16 protein-coding genes and 1 tRNA gene are annotated in these 19,241 nt (G+C 71.8%); 11 read left to right on the top strand and 6 right to left on the bottom strand.

Features of this window, described 5'->3' with window-relative positions; all coding sequences use genetic code 11:
- Positions 1 to 63: 63 nt before the first annotated feature.
- The 4 genes from C3V38_RS08565 to C3V38_RS08550 form a co-directional block, all read right to left on the bottom strand.
- Positions 64 to 1,053, bottom strand: a complete 990-nt coding sequence (locus C3V38_RS08565) for a type IV toxin-antitoxin system AbiEi family antitoxin domain-containing protein (RefSeq protein WP_061227533.1) — start codon at positions 1,051 to 1,053, stop codon at positions 64 to 66.
- A gap of 231 nt (positions 1,054 to 1,284) precedes the next feature.
- Complete coding sequence (locus C3V38_RS08560; RefSeq protein WP_106385560.1) at positions 1,285 to 2,166, bottom strand: MBL fold metallo-hydrolase; 882 nt, start codon at positions 2,164 to 2,166, stop codon at positions 1,285 to 1,287.
- Positions 2,167 to 2,168: 2 nt separating this feature from the next.
- Positions 2,169 to 2,648 (bottom strand): RidA family protein, encoded by a 480-nt coding sequence (locus C3V38_RS08555; protein ID WP_106385559.1) that lies wholly within the window; start codon positions 2,646 to 2,648, stop codon positions 2,169 to 2,171.
- A complete protein-coding gene (locus C3V38_RS08550) occupies positions 2,648 to 2,818 on the bottom strand; it encodes a DUF4177 domain-containing protein (protein ID WP_007629907.1) in 171 nt (56 codons plus the stop codon). Before C3V38_RS08550 ends, C3V38_RS08555 begins: the two co-directional genes overlap by 1 nt.
- A 65-nt stretch (positions 2,819 to 2,883) precedes the next feature.
- Here C3V38_RS08550 and C3V38_RS08545 point away from each other — a divergent pair, with 65 nt between their 5' ends.
- Complete coding sequence (locus C3V38_RS08545; protein ID WP_106385558.1) at positions 2,884 to 3,939, top strand: ArsA-related P-loop ATPase; 1,056 nt, start codon at positions 2,884 to 2,886, stop codon at positions 3,937 to 3,939.
- Position 3,940: 1 nt separating this feature from the next.
- Positions 3,941 to 5,095 (top strand): ArsA-related P-loop ATPase, encoded by a 1,155-nt coding sequence (locus C3V38_RS08540; protein ID WP_106385557.1) that lies wholly within the window; start codon positions 3,941 to 3,943, stop codon positions 5,093 to 5,095.
- Positions 5,096 to 5,535: 440 nt separating this feature from the next.
- Here C3V38_RS08540 and C3V38_RS08535 read toward each other — a convergent pair whose 3' ends face one another.
- Positions 5,536 to 5,913: a WhiB family transcriptional regulator gene (locus C3V38_RS08535; protein ID WP_174705771.1), complete on the bottom strand. Its 378-nt coding sequence runs from the start codon at positions 5,911 to 5,913 to the stop codon at positions 5,536 to 5,538.
- A gap of 268 nt (positions 5,914 to 6,181) precedes the next feature.
- Between C3V38_RS08535 and C3V38_RS08530 the strand changes: the two genes are divergently transcribed.
- The 4 genes from C3V38_RS08530 (at position 6,182) to C3V38_RS08515 (ending at position 11,912) form a co-directional block, all read left to right on the top strand.
- Positions 6,182 to 8,560 (top strand): transglycosylase domain-containing protein, encoded by a 2,379-nt coding sequence (locus C3V38_RS08530; protein WP_106385556.1) that lies wholly within the window; start codon positions 6,182 to 6,184, stop codon positions 8,558 to 8,560.
- A gap of 62 nt (positions 8,561 to 8,622) precedes the next feature.
- A complete protein-coding gene (locus C3V38_RS08525; RefSeq protein WP_106385555.1) occupies positions 8,623 to 9,606 on the top strand; it encodes a metallophosphoesterase in 984 nt (327 codons plus the stop codon).
- Between the two features lie 52 nt (positions 9,607 to 9,658).
- Positions 9,659 to 9,732: transfer RNA gene (locus tag C3V38_RS08520), tRNA-Pro, on the top strand.
- 89 nt (positions 9,733 to 9,821) lie between these two features.
- Complete coding sequence (locus C3V38_RS08515; RefSeq protein WP_106385554.1) at positions 9,822 to 11,912, top strand: acyl-CoA dehydrogenase; 2,091 nt, start codon at positions 9,822 to 9,824, stop codon at positions 11,910 to 11,912.
- A 111-nt stretch (positions 11,913 to 12,023) separates the two neighbouring features.
- On the opposite strand, the gene C3V38_RS08510 is transcribed toward C3V38_RS08515, so the two are convergent.
- Entirely contained in the window at positions 12,024 to 13,496 is a 1,473-nt protein-coding gene (locus tag C3V38_RS08510; protein WP_061914132.1) for a hypothetical protein, read from the bottom strand.
- 181 nt (positions 13,497 to 13,677) lie between these two features.
- On the opposite strand from C3V38_RS08510, the gene mbhE reads away from it, so the two are divergent.
- Genes mbhE through C3V38_RS08485 form a run of 5 tightly spaced genes read left to right on the top strand, consistent with a single transcriptional unit; the run spans position 13,678 to position 19,241 of the window.
- The gene (mbhE, locus tag C3V38_RS08505; RefSeq protein WP_106385553.1) at positions 13,678 to 16,749 is read left to right on the top strand and encodes a hydrogen gas-evolving membrane-bound hydrogenase subunit E; all 3,072 of its coding nucleotides are present in this window, start codon (positions 13,678 to 13,680) and stop codon (positions 16,747 to 16,749) included.
- Positions 16,746 to 17,078, top strand: coding sequence for a sodium:proton antiporter (locus tag C3V38_RS08500; RefSeq protein WP_061227543.1), 333 nt, complete (start codon positions 16,746 to 16,748; stop codon positions 17,076 to 17,078). Before mbhE ends, C3V38_RS08500 begins: the two co-directional genes overlap by 4 nt.
- Positions 17,075 to 18,643, top strand: coding sequence for a proton-conducting transporter membrane subunit (locus C3V38_RS08495; RefSeq protein WP_061227544.1), 1,569 nt, complete (start codon positions 17,075 to 17,077; stop codon positions 18,641 to 18,643). Before C3V38_RS08500 ends, C3V38_RS08495 begins: the two co-directional genes overlap by 4 nt.
- Positions 18,640 to 18,972: a Na+/H+ antiporter subunit E gene (locus tag C3V38_RS08490; RefSeq protein WP_061227545.1), complete on the top strand. Its 333-nt coding sequence runs from the start codon at positions 18,640 to 18,642 to the stop codon at positions 18,970 to 18,972. The genes C3V38_RS08495 and C3V38_RS08490 overlap by 4 nt, the downstream gene beginning before the upstream one ends.
- Positions 18,969 to 19,241 carry a monovalent cation/H+ antiporter complex subunit F gene (locus C3V38_RS08485; protein WP_061227546.1) on the top strand — a complete coding sequence of 91 codons (273 nt, stop codon included), beginning with the start codon at positions 18,969 to 18,971 and terminating at the stop codon, positions 19,239 to 19,241. The genes C3V38_RS08490 and C3V38_RS08485 overlap by 4 nt, the downstream gene beginning before the upstream one ends.

The raw sequence follows: 19,241 nt of genomic DNA, 5'->3' as shown, positions 1-19,241 counted from the left end.
ACTCCGGATCCGCTACCCCGACATGGGTAGCGGATCCCGGGTCGGAGTAGCGGATTTTCTCGATCAAGCAGAGTTCGGGCCGAGCCCGAGTCGTTCCTGCCGCCACATCTCCTCACGGACTCGACGGACGATCGCCCGGGGATCCTGCAGGTCCGCCCACGTCCACCGGATCACCACGTATCCGGCGTCCTCCAACTGGGCCTGCCTGCGCCGCTCGGCAGCCCAGTTCCGGCGGATCTCCTCCGGTTCCGTCCCGTACTTGCCGAAGCCGTCCGCCTCGCCGATCAGGCGCCACTGCGGCCAGAAGAAGTCCACCCGGAACCTCTTGCCTCCGCGCACCGCCAGCCGCACCTGCAGCTCGGGCTCCGGCAGCCCCGCCATCACCAGGATGAGCCGGATCAGCGTCTCCAGCACCGACTCGGCCAGCCCGGAGGTCCGCTCGGGCAGGGCCCGCGCCCGGGAGACGCCCGTTCTCCCCTTCGCCGCCTCGGCCTCCACCTGCAGGTCGAACCGGGTGCAGAGGCCTCGGCGGATGGCCTGGTCCGCCGCGCACACCCCGCTCTCCAACCCGGACGTCCGGGCCACGTCGACGATCGTCCGGGCCGGCGAGGTCACCGGTATGCCGTCGAGCATTTGCACCACCCCGTCGAGCGGCAGGTTCGCGACGATGAGCGCGGAGCTGCGACGACTCCCGCCGCCCGCGCGGTGACGAGTGGCGGTGGGACGATCGAGCACCATCCCGTGGAGCGGTAGCCCGTGCAGGGCCAGCGCCGAGGCGTGGGAGAAGACCGTCCCCGGTTCCACCGCTCGCGCTGCGGCCGCCGTGCGTTCGACGAACACCCGGCGACGCCGCTCATAGGCGGGTTCACCGGGCGATCGGCCGTCCGGGCCGGCGTCGTCCGCGGCGTGAGCGTAGACCCCGGTGCGGACACGTCTGAGCTCGCCGTTCGCGATCAGCCGTGCGATGTCGGCGTGGGTCAGGCCGCCCCTCGCCAGATCGGCGTACGTCGACAGGCGGGTGGGGCGGTTCCGGGCGGGTGTCGAGGTGTTCATGCGGACATCGTCCCGCCGGTGTCGCCACGTCCCGGCGGTTCAGGGCCTCGCGGGCCGGCCTCCTGTGGAGACGCCCGGCCCTGTGGACAACGCGGGTCGACACCCCGGCCCATCACCCCGCCCTCCACCGAGATCCGCTACCCCCACTGGGGATCCGCTACTCCTGTACGGGTAGCGGATCCGGAGGGCGGGTAGCGGATCCGGGGAGCTGTGGGCGGGTGCCGCCCCGGCTCAGGCCTGCGCGTCGAGGCGGTCGAGGTAGCGCAGCGCCACCGTGGTCGACTGCTCGGCCACCTTGAGCAGGAACGGCGACACGTCGCGGTAGATGTGCTGCGTGATCGCCTCGGCGGAGGCGTCGCGGCCCAGCTCGGCCCGCGCGGCGACGATCTGCTCGAGTCGATCGCGCCGGTGCTGCCCGAGAACCTGGGCGGCACGGCCGGTGTTCTCGACGTCGGGCCCGTGGCCGGGGATGCCGATCACACCGTCGGCCCGCGCGGCGAGCAGATCCATGCTGCCCAGGTAGTCGCCGAGATCGCCGTCGGTCGAGTCGAGCACGGTCGAATCCCTGCCGAGGATCGTGTCACCGAGGACCACACAGTCGGGCCGGGCGGTGAACCCGGCGCCCGCGGGCCGCACCTCGAGGCTGACCGAGTCGGCCGTGTGCCCCGGGGTGCCCCACACGGTGATGTCCAGGCCGGCGGCGTGGATCACCTCGTCGTCGCCGCCCCCTGTGGCGCCACCTCCTGTCACGTCACCCCCCGTCACCAACGGTGCGGCGTCGCGGCAGAACCGTTCCTCCACGGCCCGGACGGGGGCGGAGGTGAAGGCGCGCAGGTGATCGATGCCGTCGGTGTGATCACCGTGGCGATGGGTGACGACGACGAGCTCGATCTCCCCCACGATCGTCGCGATCCGCTCGGCGTGCGCGCGGTCTTCGGGCCCCGGGTCCACCACCACACAGGTGGGCGACCCGGGGGCCCGCAGGACGACCGTGTTGGTCCCCTCGAAGGTCATCTCGGAGGGGTTGTCGCAGAGGATGACCCCGGACAGGTCCGTGACGGGCCGGAGCGTCTCGTACGCCGGGAAGCTGATCGGGGTCAGTCCTGCTGTCATGGCTAGACCTCGACCTCGACGACCAGCTCGACCTCGACGGGCGCGTCGAGCGGCAGCTCGGAGACGCCGACGGCCGAGCGGGCGTGGACGCCGGCGTCGCCGAAGATCTCGCCGAGCACGTCGGACGCACCGTTGACCACCGCGGGCTGCCCGGTGAAGCCGGGCGCCGAGGCGACGAAGCCGACGACCTTGACGATCTTCACCACGGCGTCGATGCCGACGAGCGCGTCGACGGCGGCCAGCGCGTTGAGTGCGCACGTCCGGGCCAGGTCGGCGGCCTGCTCGGGGCCGACCTCGGCCCCCACCTTGCCGGTGGCGGCCAGCGCGCCGTCGACCATGGGCAGCTGGCCCGAGGTGTAGACGAACGTGCCCGCCCGGACGGCGGGGACGTAGTTGGCGACGGGCGGGACGACCGTCGGCAGTTCCACGCCGAGCTGCTCGAGCTTGCGGCTCCAGTAGCCCCCGGACTCGGACTCGGACATCAGAGCCGTCGCTTCATGTAGGCGACATGCTGCTCACCCGTCGGGCCGGGCAGCACGGAGACCAGTTCCCAGCCGTCGCTCCCCCACTGGTCGAGGATCTGCTTGGTGGCGTGCGTCAGCAGCGGCACGGTGACGTATTCGAACCGGTCTGTTCCGGTGGATTCGCTCATGGGCCCCACTCTAGGTAAGTGACGAGCGTCCCGCGCGCGGTGGTGTGAGCGCTTAGTGTGGGGCCATGCCGTCCACTGAGAACCCAGGTACGCGGTCGACACGGGCGACCATCGCCGATGCGCTGTCCACCGGATGGTCGGACAGCTCCGAGCGGGCCGAGTTGCACTACGTGTCCGGGAAGGGCGGGACGGGCAAGACGACGGTCGCCACCTCGCTCGCGCTGGCCCTCGCCTCGACCGGCAAGCGCGTACTGCTGGTGGAGGTCGAGGAGCGCCAGGGGATCGCCCGGACCTTCGACCGCGAACCGCTGCCGTACAGCGAGGAGCTCGTCGCGCGGGTCGACGGAGGCGGCAAGGTGTTCGCGCTGGCCATCGACATCGAGGCGGCGATGCTCGACTACCTCGACACCTTCTACCGCCTCGGCGTGGTGGGCAAGGTGATGAAGTCGGTGGGCGCCATCGAGTTCGCCACCACCATCGCGCCCGGACTCAAGGACGTGTTGCTCACCGGCAAGATCTACGAGGTCGTCACGCGCGAGCACGCCAAGCGCGAGGTCGTCTATGACGCGGTGGTCGTGGACGCACCGCCCACCGGCCGGATCGGCAAATTCCTCGACGTCACCACCGCGATGGCCGACCTCGCCGGCGGGGGCGGACCCATCCGGCGCCAGGCCGAGGCCGTGTCGGAACTGGTCCACTCGCCGAGGACGGTCGTGCACCTGGTGACGCTGCTGGAGTCCCTGCCCGTGCAGGAGACCCTCGAGGCGATCGACGAGCTCAAGAGCCACGGCCTGCGTGTCGGCCAGGTGATCATCAACCGCGCCGAGACGCGACACCTGGACGACGAGGCGCTCGAGAGGATCGCCGAGGAAGCCATCGACGCCGAGTCGGTGCGCGCCGGCCTGGAGGAGACCGGGGTGGAGGTCGACGACGAGGGCTTCGAGGGGCTGCTGGTCCAGGCCATCGAGCACGCCCGTGTCGCCCGCGGACAGCTCCGGGCCGGCGAGACGCTCACGTCAGCGGCCTGCCCCACCCTCGTCCTGCCGGCCCTGCCCCACGGGGTAGAGGTCGCCGACCTGTACGACCTCGCCTCCGCCCTCGTCGACCAGGGAGTGCACTGACATGACACGTCGTCTCGACATCACGGCCATGCTCACCGACCCCGCGACCCGCGTGGTGGTGTGCACCGGCGCCGGCGGCGTCGGCAAGACCACCACAGCCGCCGCGGTCGCGCTGCGGGCCGCCGAACTCGGCCGCGACACGGTCGTGCTGACGATCGACCCGGCCCGCCGCCTCGCGCAGGCTCTCGGGATCGACGAGCTCTCCAACGAGCCCGCGCCCGTCGAGCTCGGCGGCGCCGGGGCCGGGGGCACAGGGGCGGCCGGAAGCGGGTCCGGCGGGATCGGCTCGGCCGGCAGCGGCTCGCTCCACGCGATGATGCTCGACATGCGGCGTACGTTCGACGAGCTCGTCGTGGCCAACACCTCCGAGGAGAACGCCCGCGCGATCCTCGACAACCGCTTCTACAAGACCATGGTCACCTCGTTCGCGGGCACCCAGGAGTACATGGCCATGGAGAAGCTCGGGCAGCTGCTCGACGACTCGGCGTGGGACCTCGTCGTCGTCGACACCCCTCCCTCACGCAACGCCCTGGACTTCCTCGATGCCCCCCGCCGACTCGGCGCGTTCCTCGACAGCCGCCTCATGCGGCTGCTCTCGACCCCCGGACGCGGGGTGGGGCGCTTCGTCTCCGGCGCGATGAGCACCGCCATGCGCGGGGTGTCGGCCGTGGTGGGCTCGTCGATGCTCAAGGACGCCTCCGAGGTCGTGGTGGCGCTGGACTCCACATTCGGCGGCTTCACCACGCGCGCGGCCCGCACCCAGGCGATCCTGCGCCGCAAGGGCACCGAGTTCCTCGTGGTCTCCTCCGCAGAGCGCCCCGCGCTTCGTGAGGCCGCTTACTTCGCCGAGCGGCTGGCAGAGGAACGCATGCCCCTCGCGGGCGTCGTGGTGAACCGGACCCACCCGCGGCTGACCGACCTGAGCGCCGAGCAGGCCTGCGCGGCCGCCGACCGGCTGAGCGGCCGGAACGCGGAGGCCGAGGCGGTCCTGCGCATCCACGCCGACCGCGCCGGCACCGCCAAGCAGGAGCTGCGGCTGCTCGAGTCGTTCACCGACACGCATCCGGACGTGCGGATCGTCGGCGTGCCGTCGCTGCCGTTCGAGATCTCCAACCTCGAGGCACTGCGTTCGGTGGGCGACCAGCTCTGCGGCTGACGGGCCCGCCCGCCCCGCCGGGTACGCCGTGGGTCGACACCCCGGCCGTCGCGAGGTGAACCACCCAGCCGTCGCGGGGTCGAAGGGGCAGCACACCCGGCGGCAGATGCGCTGCCCCTCTGACCCGCGCTGCCGGAAAGCTCGAACACCGCCGGGGTGCGCTGCGAGAAGGGACCACTCGGCCATCGCATGCCGAAGAGGCAGCACATCTGAGCGTGCGTGCGCTGGCCGAATGCGCGCACGAGCCGGCGCGGGGCGGCGCGAGCCGGGCCACCGCACTCGACGGACCGCGAGCCGGTAAACCCCACCGAGCGGGCTGATCGGCTCCGGCCGGGATACGCGAACGCGGCCCGCGTCAGATGTCGCGGGCCGCGTCGGGAAGCCGATCGGGGTGATGGGCGACGACGCGAGGGGGCGTCGACGCCCGGATCTGAGCTGACTCAGTAGGCGGCGGAGTGCCGCTCGACCTGCTGGGCGAAGAAATCGGCCCAGGACCGAACCTCGGGATGCTGCTTGAGCAGGGCACGTCGCTGACGCTCGGTCATCCCGCCCCACACGCCGAACTCGACGCGGTTGTCCAGCGCGTCCGCCCGGCACTGCAGGAGTACCGGGCAGTGACGGCAGATGGAGGCGGCCTTGCGCTGGGCGGCACCGCGGACGAAGAGCTCGTCGGGGTCGATGTCCTTGCAGCGGGCCCGGGCGACCCATTCCTGGCGCCCCTCACCGATGATGACCTCCTCGGAGCCGAGGGGGTTGCTTGAGCCGGGGCGGACCCGGTTACCGGAGGAGCGGGTGGTCCCGGGGAGGGTAGCCGTCATCGAAAAACCCCTAGTCTGTGTGAAGGCGTAGGCGGGTTCACCGCACACGCCTCCGGCCTTCTGAGCCCGCCCGGCGCGGTGGGCTCACTGTGTACGCGGCGCGCCCCCACCGGGGCCGGAGAAGATCGACCCCATTTCGGTCCGGAACGTCCCGCGTTCCCCCATATTGTTACCGTAGTCACACAACAGAAGTAAAGAGTTGACACCCGAACACCGCTCACGGGGTGGTCCGACGATGCCTGTCACGTACTCTGGGCGCGTGTCGGCTATGAGTTCGCTGGGAAAGCTGGTCGCGACCTGTGTGGCGGCCGGGGTGGTTGCGGCGGGCTCGCTGTTCCCCATCGCGGGCGCGGCCGGTCTCGCGTCCAACAAGATGGCCGACTCCCTGGCCGGGACGTCCGCCGATCTCATCAAGGGCGACCTGCCCTCGATCTCGACCGTCACCGACGCCGGCGGGCAACCCATCGCGTGGCTCTACGACCAGCAGCGGGTGGTGGTTCCCAGCGAGCAGATCTCGCCGCGGATGAAGCTCGCGATCATCGCGATCGAGGACCGTCGATTCGCGGACCACAGCGGCGTCGACTGGCGAGGAACCGTCCGCGCGGCCCTGACCAACGCCACCTCCGGCGAGGTCGAGCAGGGCGCGTCGACCATCGACCAGCAGCTGGTCAAGAACTACCAGTTCCTCGTCTCCGCCACGAACGACGCGGAACGCCGTGCGGCCGTGGAGACCACCCCCGCCCGGAAGATCAAAGAGATCCGGATGGCGCTCACGCTCGACGGGGAGCTGAGCAAGGACGAGATCCTCACCAAGTACCTCAACCTGGTTTCGTTCGGCAACGGCGCGTTCGGCGTACAGACGGCCGCCCAGACGTACTTCGGCGTCGACGCCGCTGACCTGACGGTCCCGCAGGCGGCGATGCTCGCGGGCATGGTGCAGTCCACCAGCCGATTCAACCCGTTCACCAATCCCGAGGACACCAAGCAGCGCCGCGACACGGTGATCGACACGATGGTCCAGACCGGGGCGATCACCCCCGCCGAGGGCGAGCAGTACATGGCCGAGCCCCTCGGGGTGCTCGAACGGCCCAACTCGCTCCCACGCGGATGCATCACCGCAGGCGACAGTGGCTTCTTCTGCGACTACGTGCTGCAGTACCTCGACGAGAACGGGCTCAGCCGGGAAATGGTCGAGCAGGGCGGCTACACGATCCGCACCACCCTGGACACGACCGTGCAGGACAACGTCCAGCGTGCCGTCGACACCTACGGCAACCCCACCGCACAGGGTGTGGCCGAGGTGATGAGCGTCGTCCGACCCGGCAAGGACTCCCACAAGGTCGTCGCGATGGCCTCCAGCCGGCAGTACGGCCTCGAACTGGGCGACAGCCAGACCGTCCAGCCGCAGCCTTTCTCGATGGTCGGCGACGGTGCGGGCTCAGTGTTCAAGCTCTTCACCGTGGCCGCCGCCATGGAGAAGGGCATGGGCACCAACACCTCCCTGTCGGTGCCGCGCCGCGTCCAGGTGGCGGGCCTCGGGTCCGGCGGCGCCGCCGGCTGCCCGGCCGGGCAGTACTGCGTGGAGAACGCCGGCTCGTACCCCGCGTCCCTGCGGGTGCCCGACGCCCTGGCGCAGTCCCCCAACACCACGTTCGTCAACCTCATCAAGGACGTCGGGGTCGCGCCCACCGTCGACATGGCCGTCCGGCTGGGCATGCGCTCGTACGATCGCAAGGGCACAGCGGCCGGGGGCGACTCGATCAGCGGGTTCATCAAGAAGAACAACCTCGGGTCCTTCACCCTGGGCCCCACCGCCGTCAACGCGCTGGAACTGTCCAACGTCGGTGCCACCCTCGCGTCCGGCGGCGTGTGGTGCCCTCCCAGCCCCATCGAGTCGATCACCGACCGCACCGGAAAACCCGTCGAGCTGAACGAACCGCAGTGTGAGCAGGTGGTCGAGGAGGGGCTCGCGAACACCCTCGCCGTCGCCATGTCCAAGGACTCCGTCGGCGCCGGCACCGCCGCGGGTGCCGCGGCGGGCGCGGGCTGGAACCGCCCCGTGTCCGGCAAGACCGGTACGACCGAGGCCAACCGTTCGTCGGCGTTCCTCGGCTTCACCAACAACTACGCCGCGGCCGTCTACGCCTTCAACGACGGCACCACCACCACCGAGCTGTGTACGAGCCCGTTGCGCCAGTGCGCCTACGGCAACCTCTTCGGCGGCCTCGAGCCCGCGCAGACCTGGTTCTCGGCCTTCTCCCCGATCGCGGACATCTACGGCCCGGTCCAGTTGCCCGCGCCCGACCCCGCCTACGAAGCCGGGACGAGCGGCGAGGGCACCCCGGACGTGGAGGGCATGAGCCAGTCCGCCGCCACCTCCCTGCTCACCAACGCGGGCTTCACCGTCAACACCCAGTTCGTCTCCGGCACCGGCCGCCCGTACGGCACGGTCATCGGCCTCGACGGCGGCACCGGAATCCCGGGCTCCCAGGTGACCCTGCGTGTGTCCGACGGATCGGGCGGGCGCGGCGGGACCTCCGGCGCCCGGGGACAGGGCGCCACCGGGCCCGGCGCCGCGGTCGGCGACCAGCCCCTGGTCCTCACCGTGCCCGGCCTGGCACCCATCACCATCTCGCCGCCACGGTAGCCGCGCCACACGCGGGGCTCGCGTCCGGCGGCGACGCCGCGCGGCGTCGGTAGTCTGGGAAGATGCGTCGTCCCCCACGGAAGAACCCGGCTTCGCCGACCTCCCCCGCCCGTGCGGCCGCCGTCCTCGCCGGCGCCGCCGTTGCCGGGACCGTCTACGCCAGCGGCTGGGAGCGCAACGCCTTCACGGTGCGCCGGCACACCCTGCCCCTGCTCGCCCCGGGCTCCGAGCCCCTGTCGATCCTCCACATCTCCGACCTACACATGATGCCGGGCCAGAGGCGCAAGCAGCAGTTCATCTCCGCGCTGGCCGAGCTGCAGCCGCACATGGTGGTCAACACCGGCGACAACCTCTCGAGCGAACGGGCCGTGCCCTCGGTGGTCCAGGCCCTCGGCCCGCTGCTCGATCGGCCCGGCGCCTTCGTGTTCGGCTCCAACGACTACTTCGCGCCCGTGCCCAAGAACCCCCTGTCCTACATAGGGCTCGGCGCCAAGAAGCACTCCGCCGTGCCCCTGCCGTGGCGTGACCTCAAAGCCGCCTTCACCGAGCGCGGTTGGGTCGACGCCACCCACCGCCGCTCCGAGATCGCGGTGGACGGACGCCGCGTGCTGGTAGCCGGCGTCGACGACCCCCACATCGGCCGCGACCGCTACGACGAGATCGCCGGGCCCGCCGGGCCGGCGTTCGACCTGCGGCTCGGGCTGCTGCACTCGCCCGAGCCGCGCGTACTCGACCGCTTCGACGCCGACGGGTACGACCTGGCGCTGGCGGGGCACACCCACGGCGGCCAGATCCGGCTGCCCACCGGCGCGATCATCACCAACTGCGGCATCGACCGATCGCGGGCCCAGGGTCTCTCCGCGTGGGGCCGGGACCTGGTCCTGCACGTCTCCGCCGGCCTGGGCACCTCGCCGTACGTGCCGATCCGCACGTTCTGCCGTCCGGAGGCCACACTGCTCGAACTGGTCGCCGTCCCAGGCGGTGGGGACGGCGGCTCCGAGGTCCCCGTGACCCCGCAGCATGAGAAAGTGCCCCTGCCCGCCTGACCCGGTTTCGCGATTCCGGTCACGGGGCGCTACAGTAATCCTCGTTGTCGACCGGGGTGTGGCGCAGCTTGGTAGCGCGCTTCGTTCGGGACGAAGAGGCCGTGGGTTCAAATCCCGCCACCCCGACAATGCGAGGGCCCGGATCACGTGAGTGGTCCGGGCCCTCCGCTCATCTACCGGTGCACAGTGCGGACGACACTCCGTATTCTCGTGGCATGACCTCCGAGACCGACGTTCAGAACCCCACCACTTCCGGGGATTCCGCGCCCGAGAACGGCGCGCCCGTGCACCCCAATTTCGGCCGCATCACCACCACCGGCGCGGGGGACGCGGTCCTCTCGGCAGCCCTGCAGAAGGTGCTCGACGGGACCTGGGCGGACACGCGCGAGTTCACCCGCGACTCCATGACCCCGGACATGCTCAACCCGATCGGGCTGACCATGGAGGAACACCGGGACCACGTCCTCGCCCAGCTCCAGCGCCTGTCCGACTCAGGGATGCCCAAGCTCGGCTTCCGCGAGGAGGACGGCGGCACCGGCGACACGGGCGGCGCGCTCACGTCGTTCGAGATGCTCGGCCACCTCGACCTGTCGCTGATGGTCAAGGCCGGCGTCCAGTGGGGCCTGTTCGGTGGCGCGATCGCCAATCTGGGCAACGCCGAGACGCGTGCGAAGTACCTACCCGACGTCATGTCCCTGGACCTGCTGGGCTGCTTCGCCATGACCGAGATCGGCGGCGGTTCGGACGTGCAGAACCTGGAGACCACGGCCACGTACGACCGGGAGACCGGCGAGTTCGTCATCAACACGCCCACCCCCAGTGCCGAGAAGGCCTACATCGGCAACGCGGCCCGCGACGGCCGGATGGCCGCCGTGTTCGCCCAGCTCATCACCCACGAGGACGGCGAGGAGCTGCGTCACGGCGTGCACTGCCTGCTCGTGCCGATCCGGGACGAGCAGGGCAACGACCTGCCGGGCGTGAGCACCACCGACCACGGCCACAAGGGTGGCCTGCTGGGTGTGGACAACGGCCGCATCTGGTTCTCAGGCGTGCGGGTGCCGCGCGAGGCGCTGCTCGACCGCTTCGGCGCCGTCGACGAGAACGGCACGTACTCCTCCCCGATCGAGTCGGTGGGCGCCAGGTTCTTCACCATGCTCGGCACGCTCATCCGCGGCCGGGTGTCCGTGGGCGCGGCCTCCGGCGCGGCGGCCCGCACGGCGCTGGCGATGGCGGTGCGGTACTCGCTGGTCCGCCGCCAGTTCGACCACCCGGAGACCGGCAAGGGCATCCCGCTGCTCGAGTACCGCGAGCATCAGCGTCGGCTGATGCCGCGGGTGGCGCGGGCGTTCGCCTACGCGTGCGCACAGAACGCGATCATCGCCGAACTCGACCGGTTCGAGCAGGACCCGGAGTCGTTCGACGAGTCGCAGCGCCGCGAGATGGAGACCCACGCGGCCGGGATCAAGGCGACGGTCACGGCGTTCGCCAACGACACGATCACCGAGGCCCGCCTGGCCTGCGGCGGCGCCGGCTACATGGCCGAGAACCGCATCACCGAGCTGCGCAAGGACTGCGACGTCTTCTCCACTTTCGAGGGCGACAACGTGGTGCTCACGCAGCTCGTGGGCAAGGAGCTGTTGTCGGCGTACGCGTCCGACTTCGGGGACATGGACCAGCGGGAGACCGTGGCGTTCGCGCTGAACACCGCGTTCGACGTGGTGCAGGAGAAGGCCCGGGCGTCGACCCTGTGGCAGAAGATGGTGGACGCGGTGACCGACCGCGAGCACACCGACCTTCTCGACCGCGGCAACCAGCTCGAGCTGCTCGTCGACCGCGAGGAGCACCTGCTGGAGACGGTCGCCCGCCGCCTGCGGAAGGCGCAGGGCCAGGACGGGTCGGCGGCGTTCAAGGTGTTCAACTCGGCGCAGGATCACCTGCTGCAGGCCGGCCGTGCGCACATGGACAGCTGGGTGTTCGCCCGGTTCGCCGAGGCCGTGGACGCCTGCGAGGACCCGGAGGCCAAGGAGGTCCTGGGGATGCTGTGCGACCTGTATGTGCTGGACATCGTGGACGCCGACAAGGGCTGGTTCCTCGAGCACAACCGCCTGACCACGGAGCGCACCAAGGCGGCCACGGCAGCCCGTAACCGCCTGTGCACGAAGCTCGCCGGTCGCGCTCGGACGCTGGTGGACGCGTTCGCGATCCCCGAGTTCGTGTTCGACGTGCCCATGCTCACCGACGGCGGCGTGGACACGCTGACCGATGAGCCGGCGGACGAGCACGAGGTCGCTGGTCTGGCCGACTGACCTCGCGCGCCCCCTTCATCGAGAAGAGCGTTCCGCACACGTTTCCCGAGAGGGAGGTGCGCGGAACGCTCTTCTCGTTGCGGCGGGCCCGGGGCCGCCTCGGCGCGGGACCTACCGGCGGGCCCGGGGCCGTCCGGCGAGGCGTACCGCGAGCAGCGAGCACACCGCGACCGCCGCCAACACCGCCGCGCCGGTCCACGCCACCGGCGCGGGCCCGGCCAGCATCAGCGCGTCGAGTGCGGCGGTGGCCTGCCCGGTGGTGGTGGCGGAGGTCGCCGTGACGAGCGCGGACGGTGCGCCCCCGGCGACCCATACCCACCAAGCCGCGCCGGCCGACGCGGCGGCGAGGAGGGCCCCCACGATGCGCCCCGGCCACGCGCCGAGCACCGCGACCAGTGCGCTCCACAGGGCGGAGGAGGCGACGACGACGAGGGCGACCACCGCCACGACCGCGGCCACCCCGGCCGCGGAGAGGCCGTCCGCGGTGGCCACCGCCCACGCGGACAGGCCCGCGGTGAGCAGGGTCAGGGCCAGGACGGACTCGGCGCGCGACGAGCCGGGCCGGCGGACGAGTTGGACGAGCAGGGCGCCGAGCACGGCGGCGGCGGCCACGCCGAGGATCCCGGCGGAGGTTCGCCGCTGGGCGTCGTCGGCGGCTGCGGCGGCGGCCGGCGCGGCCTCGCCCTGTTCGGCGGCCAGCGCGCGCCCGGTCCTGCCGATGGCGTCCTGGGTGCGGCCGGCGGAGTCGGCGACGCTCGCCGCACCGTCGCGCAGGGCGTCGGCGCCGGTGGAGAGTTCCCCCGCCCCGGTGGCGAGTTCGCGGGCACCGCGGGTGGCCTCGTAGACGCCGTCGCGCAGGTCCGCCCCGGGTTGGGAGAGCTGGCGGGCCAGTTCGGCGGCGCCGGAGTCGAGCCGGTCGAGGTTGCTCAGGGTGTTCTGGTCGAGCCCCTGGGCGGAGAGCTGGTCTCGCAGGCCGATGAGGGCGTTGCGGGCCTGGACCACCTCGGGAGCGTCCCCCCGGAGACGGGACAGGGCGTCCTCGATCGCAGTGGAGACCTGCCCCTGGATGACGGCGACCCCGCGGACCGCGCCGACGACCTGCCGGACCCCGCCGGCCACCTCGTCGGCGCCCGTGCCGGCCTGGCCCATCCCGGCCTGCAGCTGCTCCATGCCGGCGGCGAGCTCGGCCGAACCGTCGCGGAGTTGCCCGGCCCCGTCGGCGAGCTCGGCTGAGCCGGAGCGGAGCTGCTCGGTGCCGGCGACGGTGAAGGAGGAGTTGGCCGACGCCTCGGACAGCGCGGAGCGCAGGGGCCCTCCGGCCCCGGGGGCGGCCTCCTCCTGCTGGGGCGTCGGGCCGACCACCGCCCACAGCGCGGCGAGCACCAGGGGTGCGATGACGAGCACCAGGCCCGCGAGCCGGCGGAGCGGACCCGGCCCGCCCGCGGGCGCGGGGGCGGGGGCGGGTGCGGCCTCGGGATCGGCCGCGCCGCTCGGCCCGGGCTCGTGGGCGGACGGGGGGTCGCCGACCGGGGTGAGTACGTCGGTGTCCACTGAGGGGCCGGAGGGGCAATCCGAGGTGGTCATGGCCGGATCGTAATCCGGTGGGGTGCGGGTTCCCGCAGGTCACTCGGCATGCCCCCGTATCGGTGTCCGAGGGGGTTGTTAGACTCTGGCCTGTCCCGCACCCCCGATCCGGGCACTCGTTCGCCCGCATCGCCGCACGCCACCGCACAGCGACCTCTGCCGCGCCGGGCAGGAAGGAGCCATGAGCCCCGACCTCGCGATCGCCTCGGCCGGCCTGGCTACGCTTCTCGCGTGGCCGCTCACGAGGTGGCTCGGGCGCGGTGCGGGATGGCCGCTCGCAGCGCTCTACCTCCTGGGCGCGTTCGCCCTCCTGTCGCCGCTCTCGCTGGCCCTGTCGGGGATGCCCACCGAGGTGGTGCGGATCCCCTGGGTGCCGGCCCGCCACTGGACCCTGGACCTGTTCGCCGATCCCACCGGACTGCTCTTCGCGATGCTCGCGCTGGTGATCGGCGCTGTGGTGTTGATCTACTCGTCGTCGTACCTGTCCGGCGGTGAGGCGCACGGCGACGGCCGGGCCCGGACGCGCGGCCCACAGCACTACGGCTTCTTCCAGCTCATGACCCTGTTCACGGTCTCGATGCTGGGACTCGTGCTCACCGACTCCATGGTGCTGCTGTACGTGTGCTGGGAGCTCACGTCGCTCGCGTCGTTCGCGCTGATCGCCAACTCGGGCCGCCCCGCGTACGCCTCCGCCTTCCGCACGCTCACCGTGACGGTCGTCGGCGGGCTGGTGCTGCTGGGCGCGCTCGTGGCCATGTGGATCCGCACCGGCACCACCTCGATCTCCGAGGCCCTGTCCCACGACGTCTGGTACACCGATCCCGGGTTCACCGCGGCGGTCGCCGTGGCGCTCGCGGTGGCCGCGTTCACCAAGTCCGCGCAGTTCCCGTTCCACTTCTGGCTGCCCGACGCCATGGCCGCGGCGACCCCCGTGAGCGCGTATCTCCACGCCGCGGCGGTCGTGAAGGCCGGCATCTTCCTGTTCATGCGCTTCTCCCCCGCCTTCCACGACGTCCCCGTCTGGAACGCCCTGCTCGTGTCCGTGGGCATGGGCACGGCCGTGATGGCGGCCGTGTTCGCGCTGCAGAAGACCGACCTCAAGCAGCTCATGGCCTACTCGACCGTGAGCCAGCTGGGGTGGATCACCGCGGCGATCGGCGTGGGAACGCAGGAGGCGCTCGCCGCCGCCGCGCTGCACACCGTCGCCCACGCCCTGTTCAAGTCCGGCCTGTTCATGCTCGTCGGCGTGATCGACCACGAGGCGGGCGCGCGCGACATCCGCGACCTGGGCCCGCTGTGGCGGCGCATGCCGTGGGCGTTCGGCGCCACCGTGCTGGGCGCGGCCGCCATGGCCGCCGTCCCGCCGACCCTCGGCTTCGTGTCCAAGGAGTCCATGCTCATCGCGTTCGGCGACGTCGCCGGCGGGCAGCCGGTCGCGGTCACCGCGCTGCTGGCCGCCGCGGTGATCGGGGCGATCCTCACCTTCCTCTACTGCGCGCGGATCGTGCTGGGCGGGTTCCTCGGCGCCTACCGCGATCCCTCGCGTCCCGCGAAGGACGTGGGGGAGGTCCACGAGGCGCCGGTCAGCCTGTGGCTGCCCGCGGCCCTGCCCGCCGCGATCGGACTACCGCTCGCACTCGTGGTGGGGATCTTCGACGCGCCCATGACCGCCGTCGCCAAGGCGGCCGCGGGGCCGTTCGGATGGCAGCCGGTGGAGCGGGGATTCGCCGAGTACCGCGGCCTGCCCGCCGGCGCCGACGAGGCGGATCTGCTCTTCGAGGCCCACTTCGTCCTGTGGCACGGGCTCACCCTCGAGGTCGGGCTCACCGCTCTGATCCTCGTGGTCGGCGCTTTGCTGGTGTGGCACCGCCGCGCGGTCGACCGCCTGCTGGACCGAGAGCTGCTGCCGTTCACCGGCGCCTCCGTGCTGGAGTCCCTGACCTCCGCCGTCACCCGCGCCGGGCGCGCCCTCGTCCGGCCCACCGCGTCGGATTCGCCCGCCCGTCACGCCGGCGCGCTGCTGGCCGTCCTCACCGTCTACGCGGTCGGGATCGGCGGATGGGCACTGGCCACCGGCACGACGATCCCCCCGCGCGTCGGGGGACTCGACAGGTCGATCGACGTCGTCCTGCTCATCGTCGTGATCGTCGGCGTCCTCGGACTGTGCGCCGCCCACTCCCGGCTCGCCGCGGCCGTGCTGCTGTCCGCGGTCGGCATCGCCGTGACCATCCAGATCTTCGGACTCGGGGCACCCGATGTCGGCATGACCCAACTCCTGGTCGAGGCCCTCACCGTCATCATGTTCGTGCTGGTCCTTCGGCGCCTGCCCCGCGATTTCATCGCCGCCTCCCGCCCCCGGAACACCGCTGCCATCATCCTGGCCGTGCTGTCGGGGATCACGGCCACCATCGGCGTCCTCGTCTTCACCGGACGCCGCGAGCGGTCCCCGGTCGGCATGTACCTGCTGGAGAACGGGCCGGAGATCACCGGCGGCAGCAACGTCGTCAACACCATCCTGGTGGAGTTCCGTGCGCTCGACACCTTCGGCGAGGTCGCCGTTCTGGGTGTCGCCGGCATCGCGATCCTCGGGGTCCTCGGCTCGGTGCGGGCCACCGCCCTGGCCATCGACCCGCCGCCCGCCGCCGACCCGCTGCCGGGCACCGTGCAGAGCACCGGGACCGCGGCGGAGGCGCTGGAGGACGCCACCCGCAACACCGTGCCGCTGAAGCTGCTCGCGCGCGCCGTGACGCCGATCCTCGGTGTGGTCTCCGTGATGCTGCTGTGGCGCGGCCACAACGAGCCCGGCGGCGGGTTCATCGCGGCCCTCGTCGCCGCCTGCGCGTTCGCGTTGATCTATCTCGCCCGTGAGTCGGACCGCCCGGTGAGCCGGCCGTCCACCCCGGTCGCGCTCATCGGCGGCGGACTCGTCGTGGCGGGTCTCACCGGCATCGGTGGTTACTTTCTCGGGCAGTTCCTCCAGCCCGCCCACTGGTACGTGGCGGGACAGCACCTGTCGAGCGCCCTCATCTTCGATCTCGGCGTCTTCGCCGGCGTGCTCGGCCTGGTCATGACCGCCTTCAACACGCTCGGCGCGGGACGCGCACCCATCGAGGTGGTCCCCGGCCCGGATGAGCCCGACACCGGTCGGCGTGTGAGCGCGCGCGGTCGCCGGGCCCGGCAGGACGCGAGCCCCGGCCGGGATCGTGACGGGGATCGCGGCGAGGGCCGCGGCGTCGAGGAGGTCGCCCCGTGACGATCGCGATCATGATCGGCGTCCTCACCGCGGGCGGCGTCTACCTGATGATGCAGCGCGGCATGGTCCGCGTGGTCTTCGGGCTGTCGCTCATCAGCCATGCCGTCAACCTCGCGCTCCTCAGCGCCGGGGTCGCCGCGTGGCGCGCCGAGCCGCTGGAGGGCGTCAACGGGCTCGACGTCTCCGCCGACCCGCTCCCCCAGGCCTTCGTCCTCACCGCGATCGTCATCACTCTCGCGGTGACCGTGTTCATGCTCTCCCTCGCCGTGGTGAGTCGCGACGACGACACCCACAACGTCCCGCCGACCGGTGAGGAGCCCGCGCCGTGACCGCCCTGTTGCTGCCGCTGCTGGCCGCCATCCCGGTGATGGCCGCCGCCGTGACCGCGATCCTGCCGTCGCGCACGGTCGGCCGACTCGTGACCCTGACCGTCCCGGCGGCCACCGCGGTGGCGGGTGTCGCGCTCCTCGTGCGACACCGATCCGAGCCCGTCATCGCCGGCTCGGTCGGCGGGTTCGTCCCCGGCGTCGCGATCCCGTTCGTCTCGGACACCTTCACCGCCCTGATGCTGGTCGCCACGGGCGTGGTCGCGCTAGCGTCGTTGATCTTCTGTGACCGCACCGGGGAGTTCGGCCGCAGCCGCTACTTCGCACCGCTCGCGCTGCTGCTCCTCGCGGGGGCCAACGGCGCCCTGCTCACCGGCGACCTGTTCAACCTCTTCGTCTTCGTCGAGGTCATGCTGCTGCCCTCGTACGCCCTCATCGCCATGACGGGCACGTGGCGGCGCCTCGGCGTCGGCCGGTTGTTCGTCGTCATCAACCTCCTCACCTCGACACTGCTTCTCGCCGGCGTCGGCTTCGTCTACGCGTCCGCGGGCACCGTCAACCTCGCCGTACTCGCAGGTGCCGCGCAGGAGGACGGACGCGTCGCCGCCGCGGTGAGTGTCGTGCTGATCGCGCTCTGCATCAAGGCCGGTGCCGTGCCGGTCCACGGCTGGCTGCCGCGCGCCTACCCCGGGACCTCCTCCGGCGTCATGGCGCTGTTCTCGGCACTGCACACCAAGGTCGCCCTCTACGCGGTCATCCGCATCTGGGCGACCGTGTTCGACCTCGACCCCGCGTGGGGGCGGGTCCTGCTGGTGGTCGCGCTCGTGACCACCTTGTGGGGCGCCGTCGCCTCGGCCTCCCCGGTCGGGGTCCGCGAGATCCTCGCGTGGCAGATGGTCTCGGGCGTCGGCGTCATCCTCGCCGCCCTGGCCGTCGCGCAAGCCCCCGGCGGGGCGATCGTCTACATGATCCACCACATGGTGACCATCGGCGCGTTGGTGATGCTGTTCGGCGCCGCCGAGCACGTCTACCGCAGCGGGCAGCTCGGCGGGCTGTCCGGGCTGTGGTACCGCGATCGCCCGCTGGCCGTCCTCATCGTGATCGCGATCGCGGCCCTCGTCGGACTGCCCCCCACCTCGGGACTGATCGGCAAGCTCGAGGTCGTCGACGCCGCCCTCGGGGCGGGCGGCGCGTGGGGGGTCGTCACCGTCGTCGTCGTCCTCGTCGCCTCCCTCATCGGCCTCGTCGCCATGCTCCGGCTGTGGCGCGGCACCATGTGGGGCGGTCCGTCGCTCGGACACACGGGTGACGCCGATCCCTGCGACGAGGACGAGGAGGGCGACGAGGACGGCGATGAAGCCCGCCCGGCTCCCCGCGTGCCCGCGGGACTGCTCGTGCCCGGCGGTGCACTCGCCGCCGTGTCCGTGGTGTTCTTCCTCGGCTACGGAGCGGTCGCGCCCGAGGTGGACCGGGCGGTCACCGGCCTCGTCGACACCGACGCCTACGTCACGGCCGTCCTCGACGGACCGGAGGCCGTGACGGAGTCGACGATCGGGGGCGCCTCGTGATCCGCCGCGTGCTCCGCGCCCCGCTCGTCCTGGGCTGGCTGCTGTGGAACGTCGTCCTGTCGTCGTGGGCGCTGGCCAAGGAGGCCGTCACCCCAGGCCCCATCGGCACCCCGGTGCTGGTGCGGTACCCCATGCGCTGCCGCACCGACGTGGAGATCACCGCGCTGGCCTGGGCCATCACCGTCACGCCGGGAACTCTCGTGACGGTCATCGGCGACGACGAGATGTGGGTCCACGTGGTGCTGGGCGGTCCACGGGAGGAGATGATTGAATTGCTCGGTCAGACGGAGAACCGGGTGCTGTCCGTCCTGCGAGGTGATGACGCGTGAGTCCGCTCCTGACGGTTCTTCTGGGGGCGTCGACCGTGATCGTCGTCGCGAGCATGGTGGTCGCGGCCGTCCGGGCCGTGCGCGGGCCCGGAGACGCCAACCGCGCCGTCATGGCCGATCTGAGCTACTTCTGCGCGGTGGCGCTGTTCGTGCTGTTCGTCATCCGCCAGGGGTCCGCGGTGGCGCTGGACGTCGTCATGCTCGGCTCCCTCATCGGGATCCTCTCGACCGTCGCGCTCGCGCGGTTGCTCTCCCGGGGACAACGGTGA

The sequence above is a fragment of the Dietzia sp. oral taxon 368 genome (assembly GCF_002999155.1).
Taxonomy (GTDB): Bacteria; Actinomycetota; Actinomycetes; order Mycobacteriales; family Mycobacteriaceae; genus Dietzia; species Dietzia cinnamea.
The sequence above is the reverse complement of the archived record's forward strand: the minus strand, read 5'-3'. Positions and strand labels throughout refer to the sequence as shown.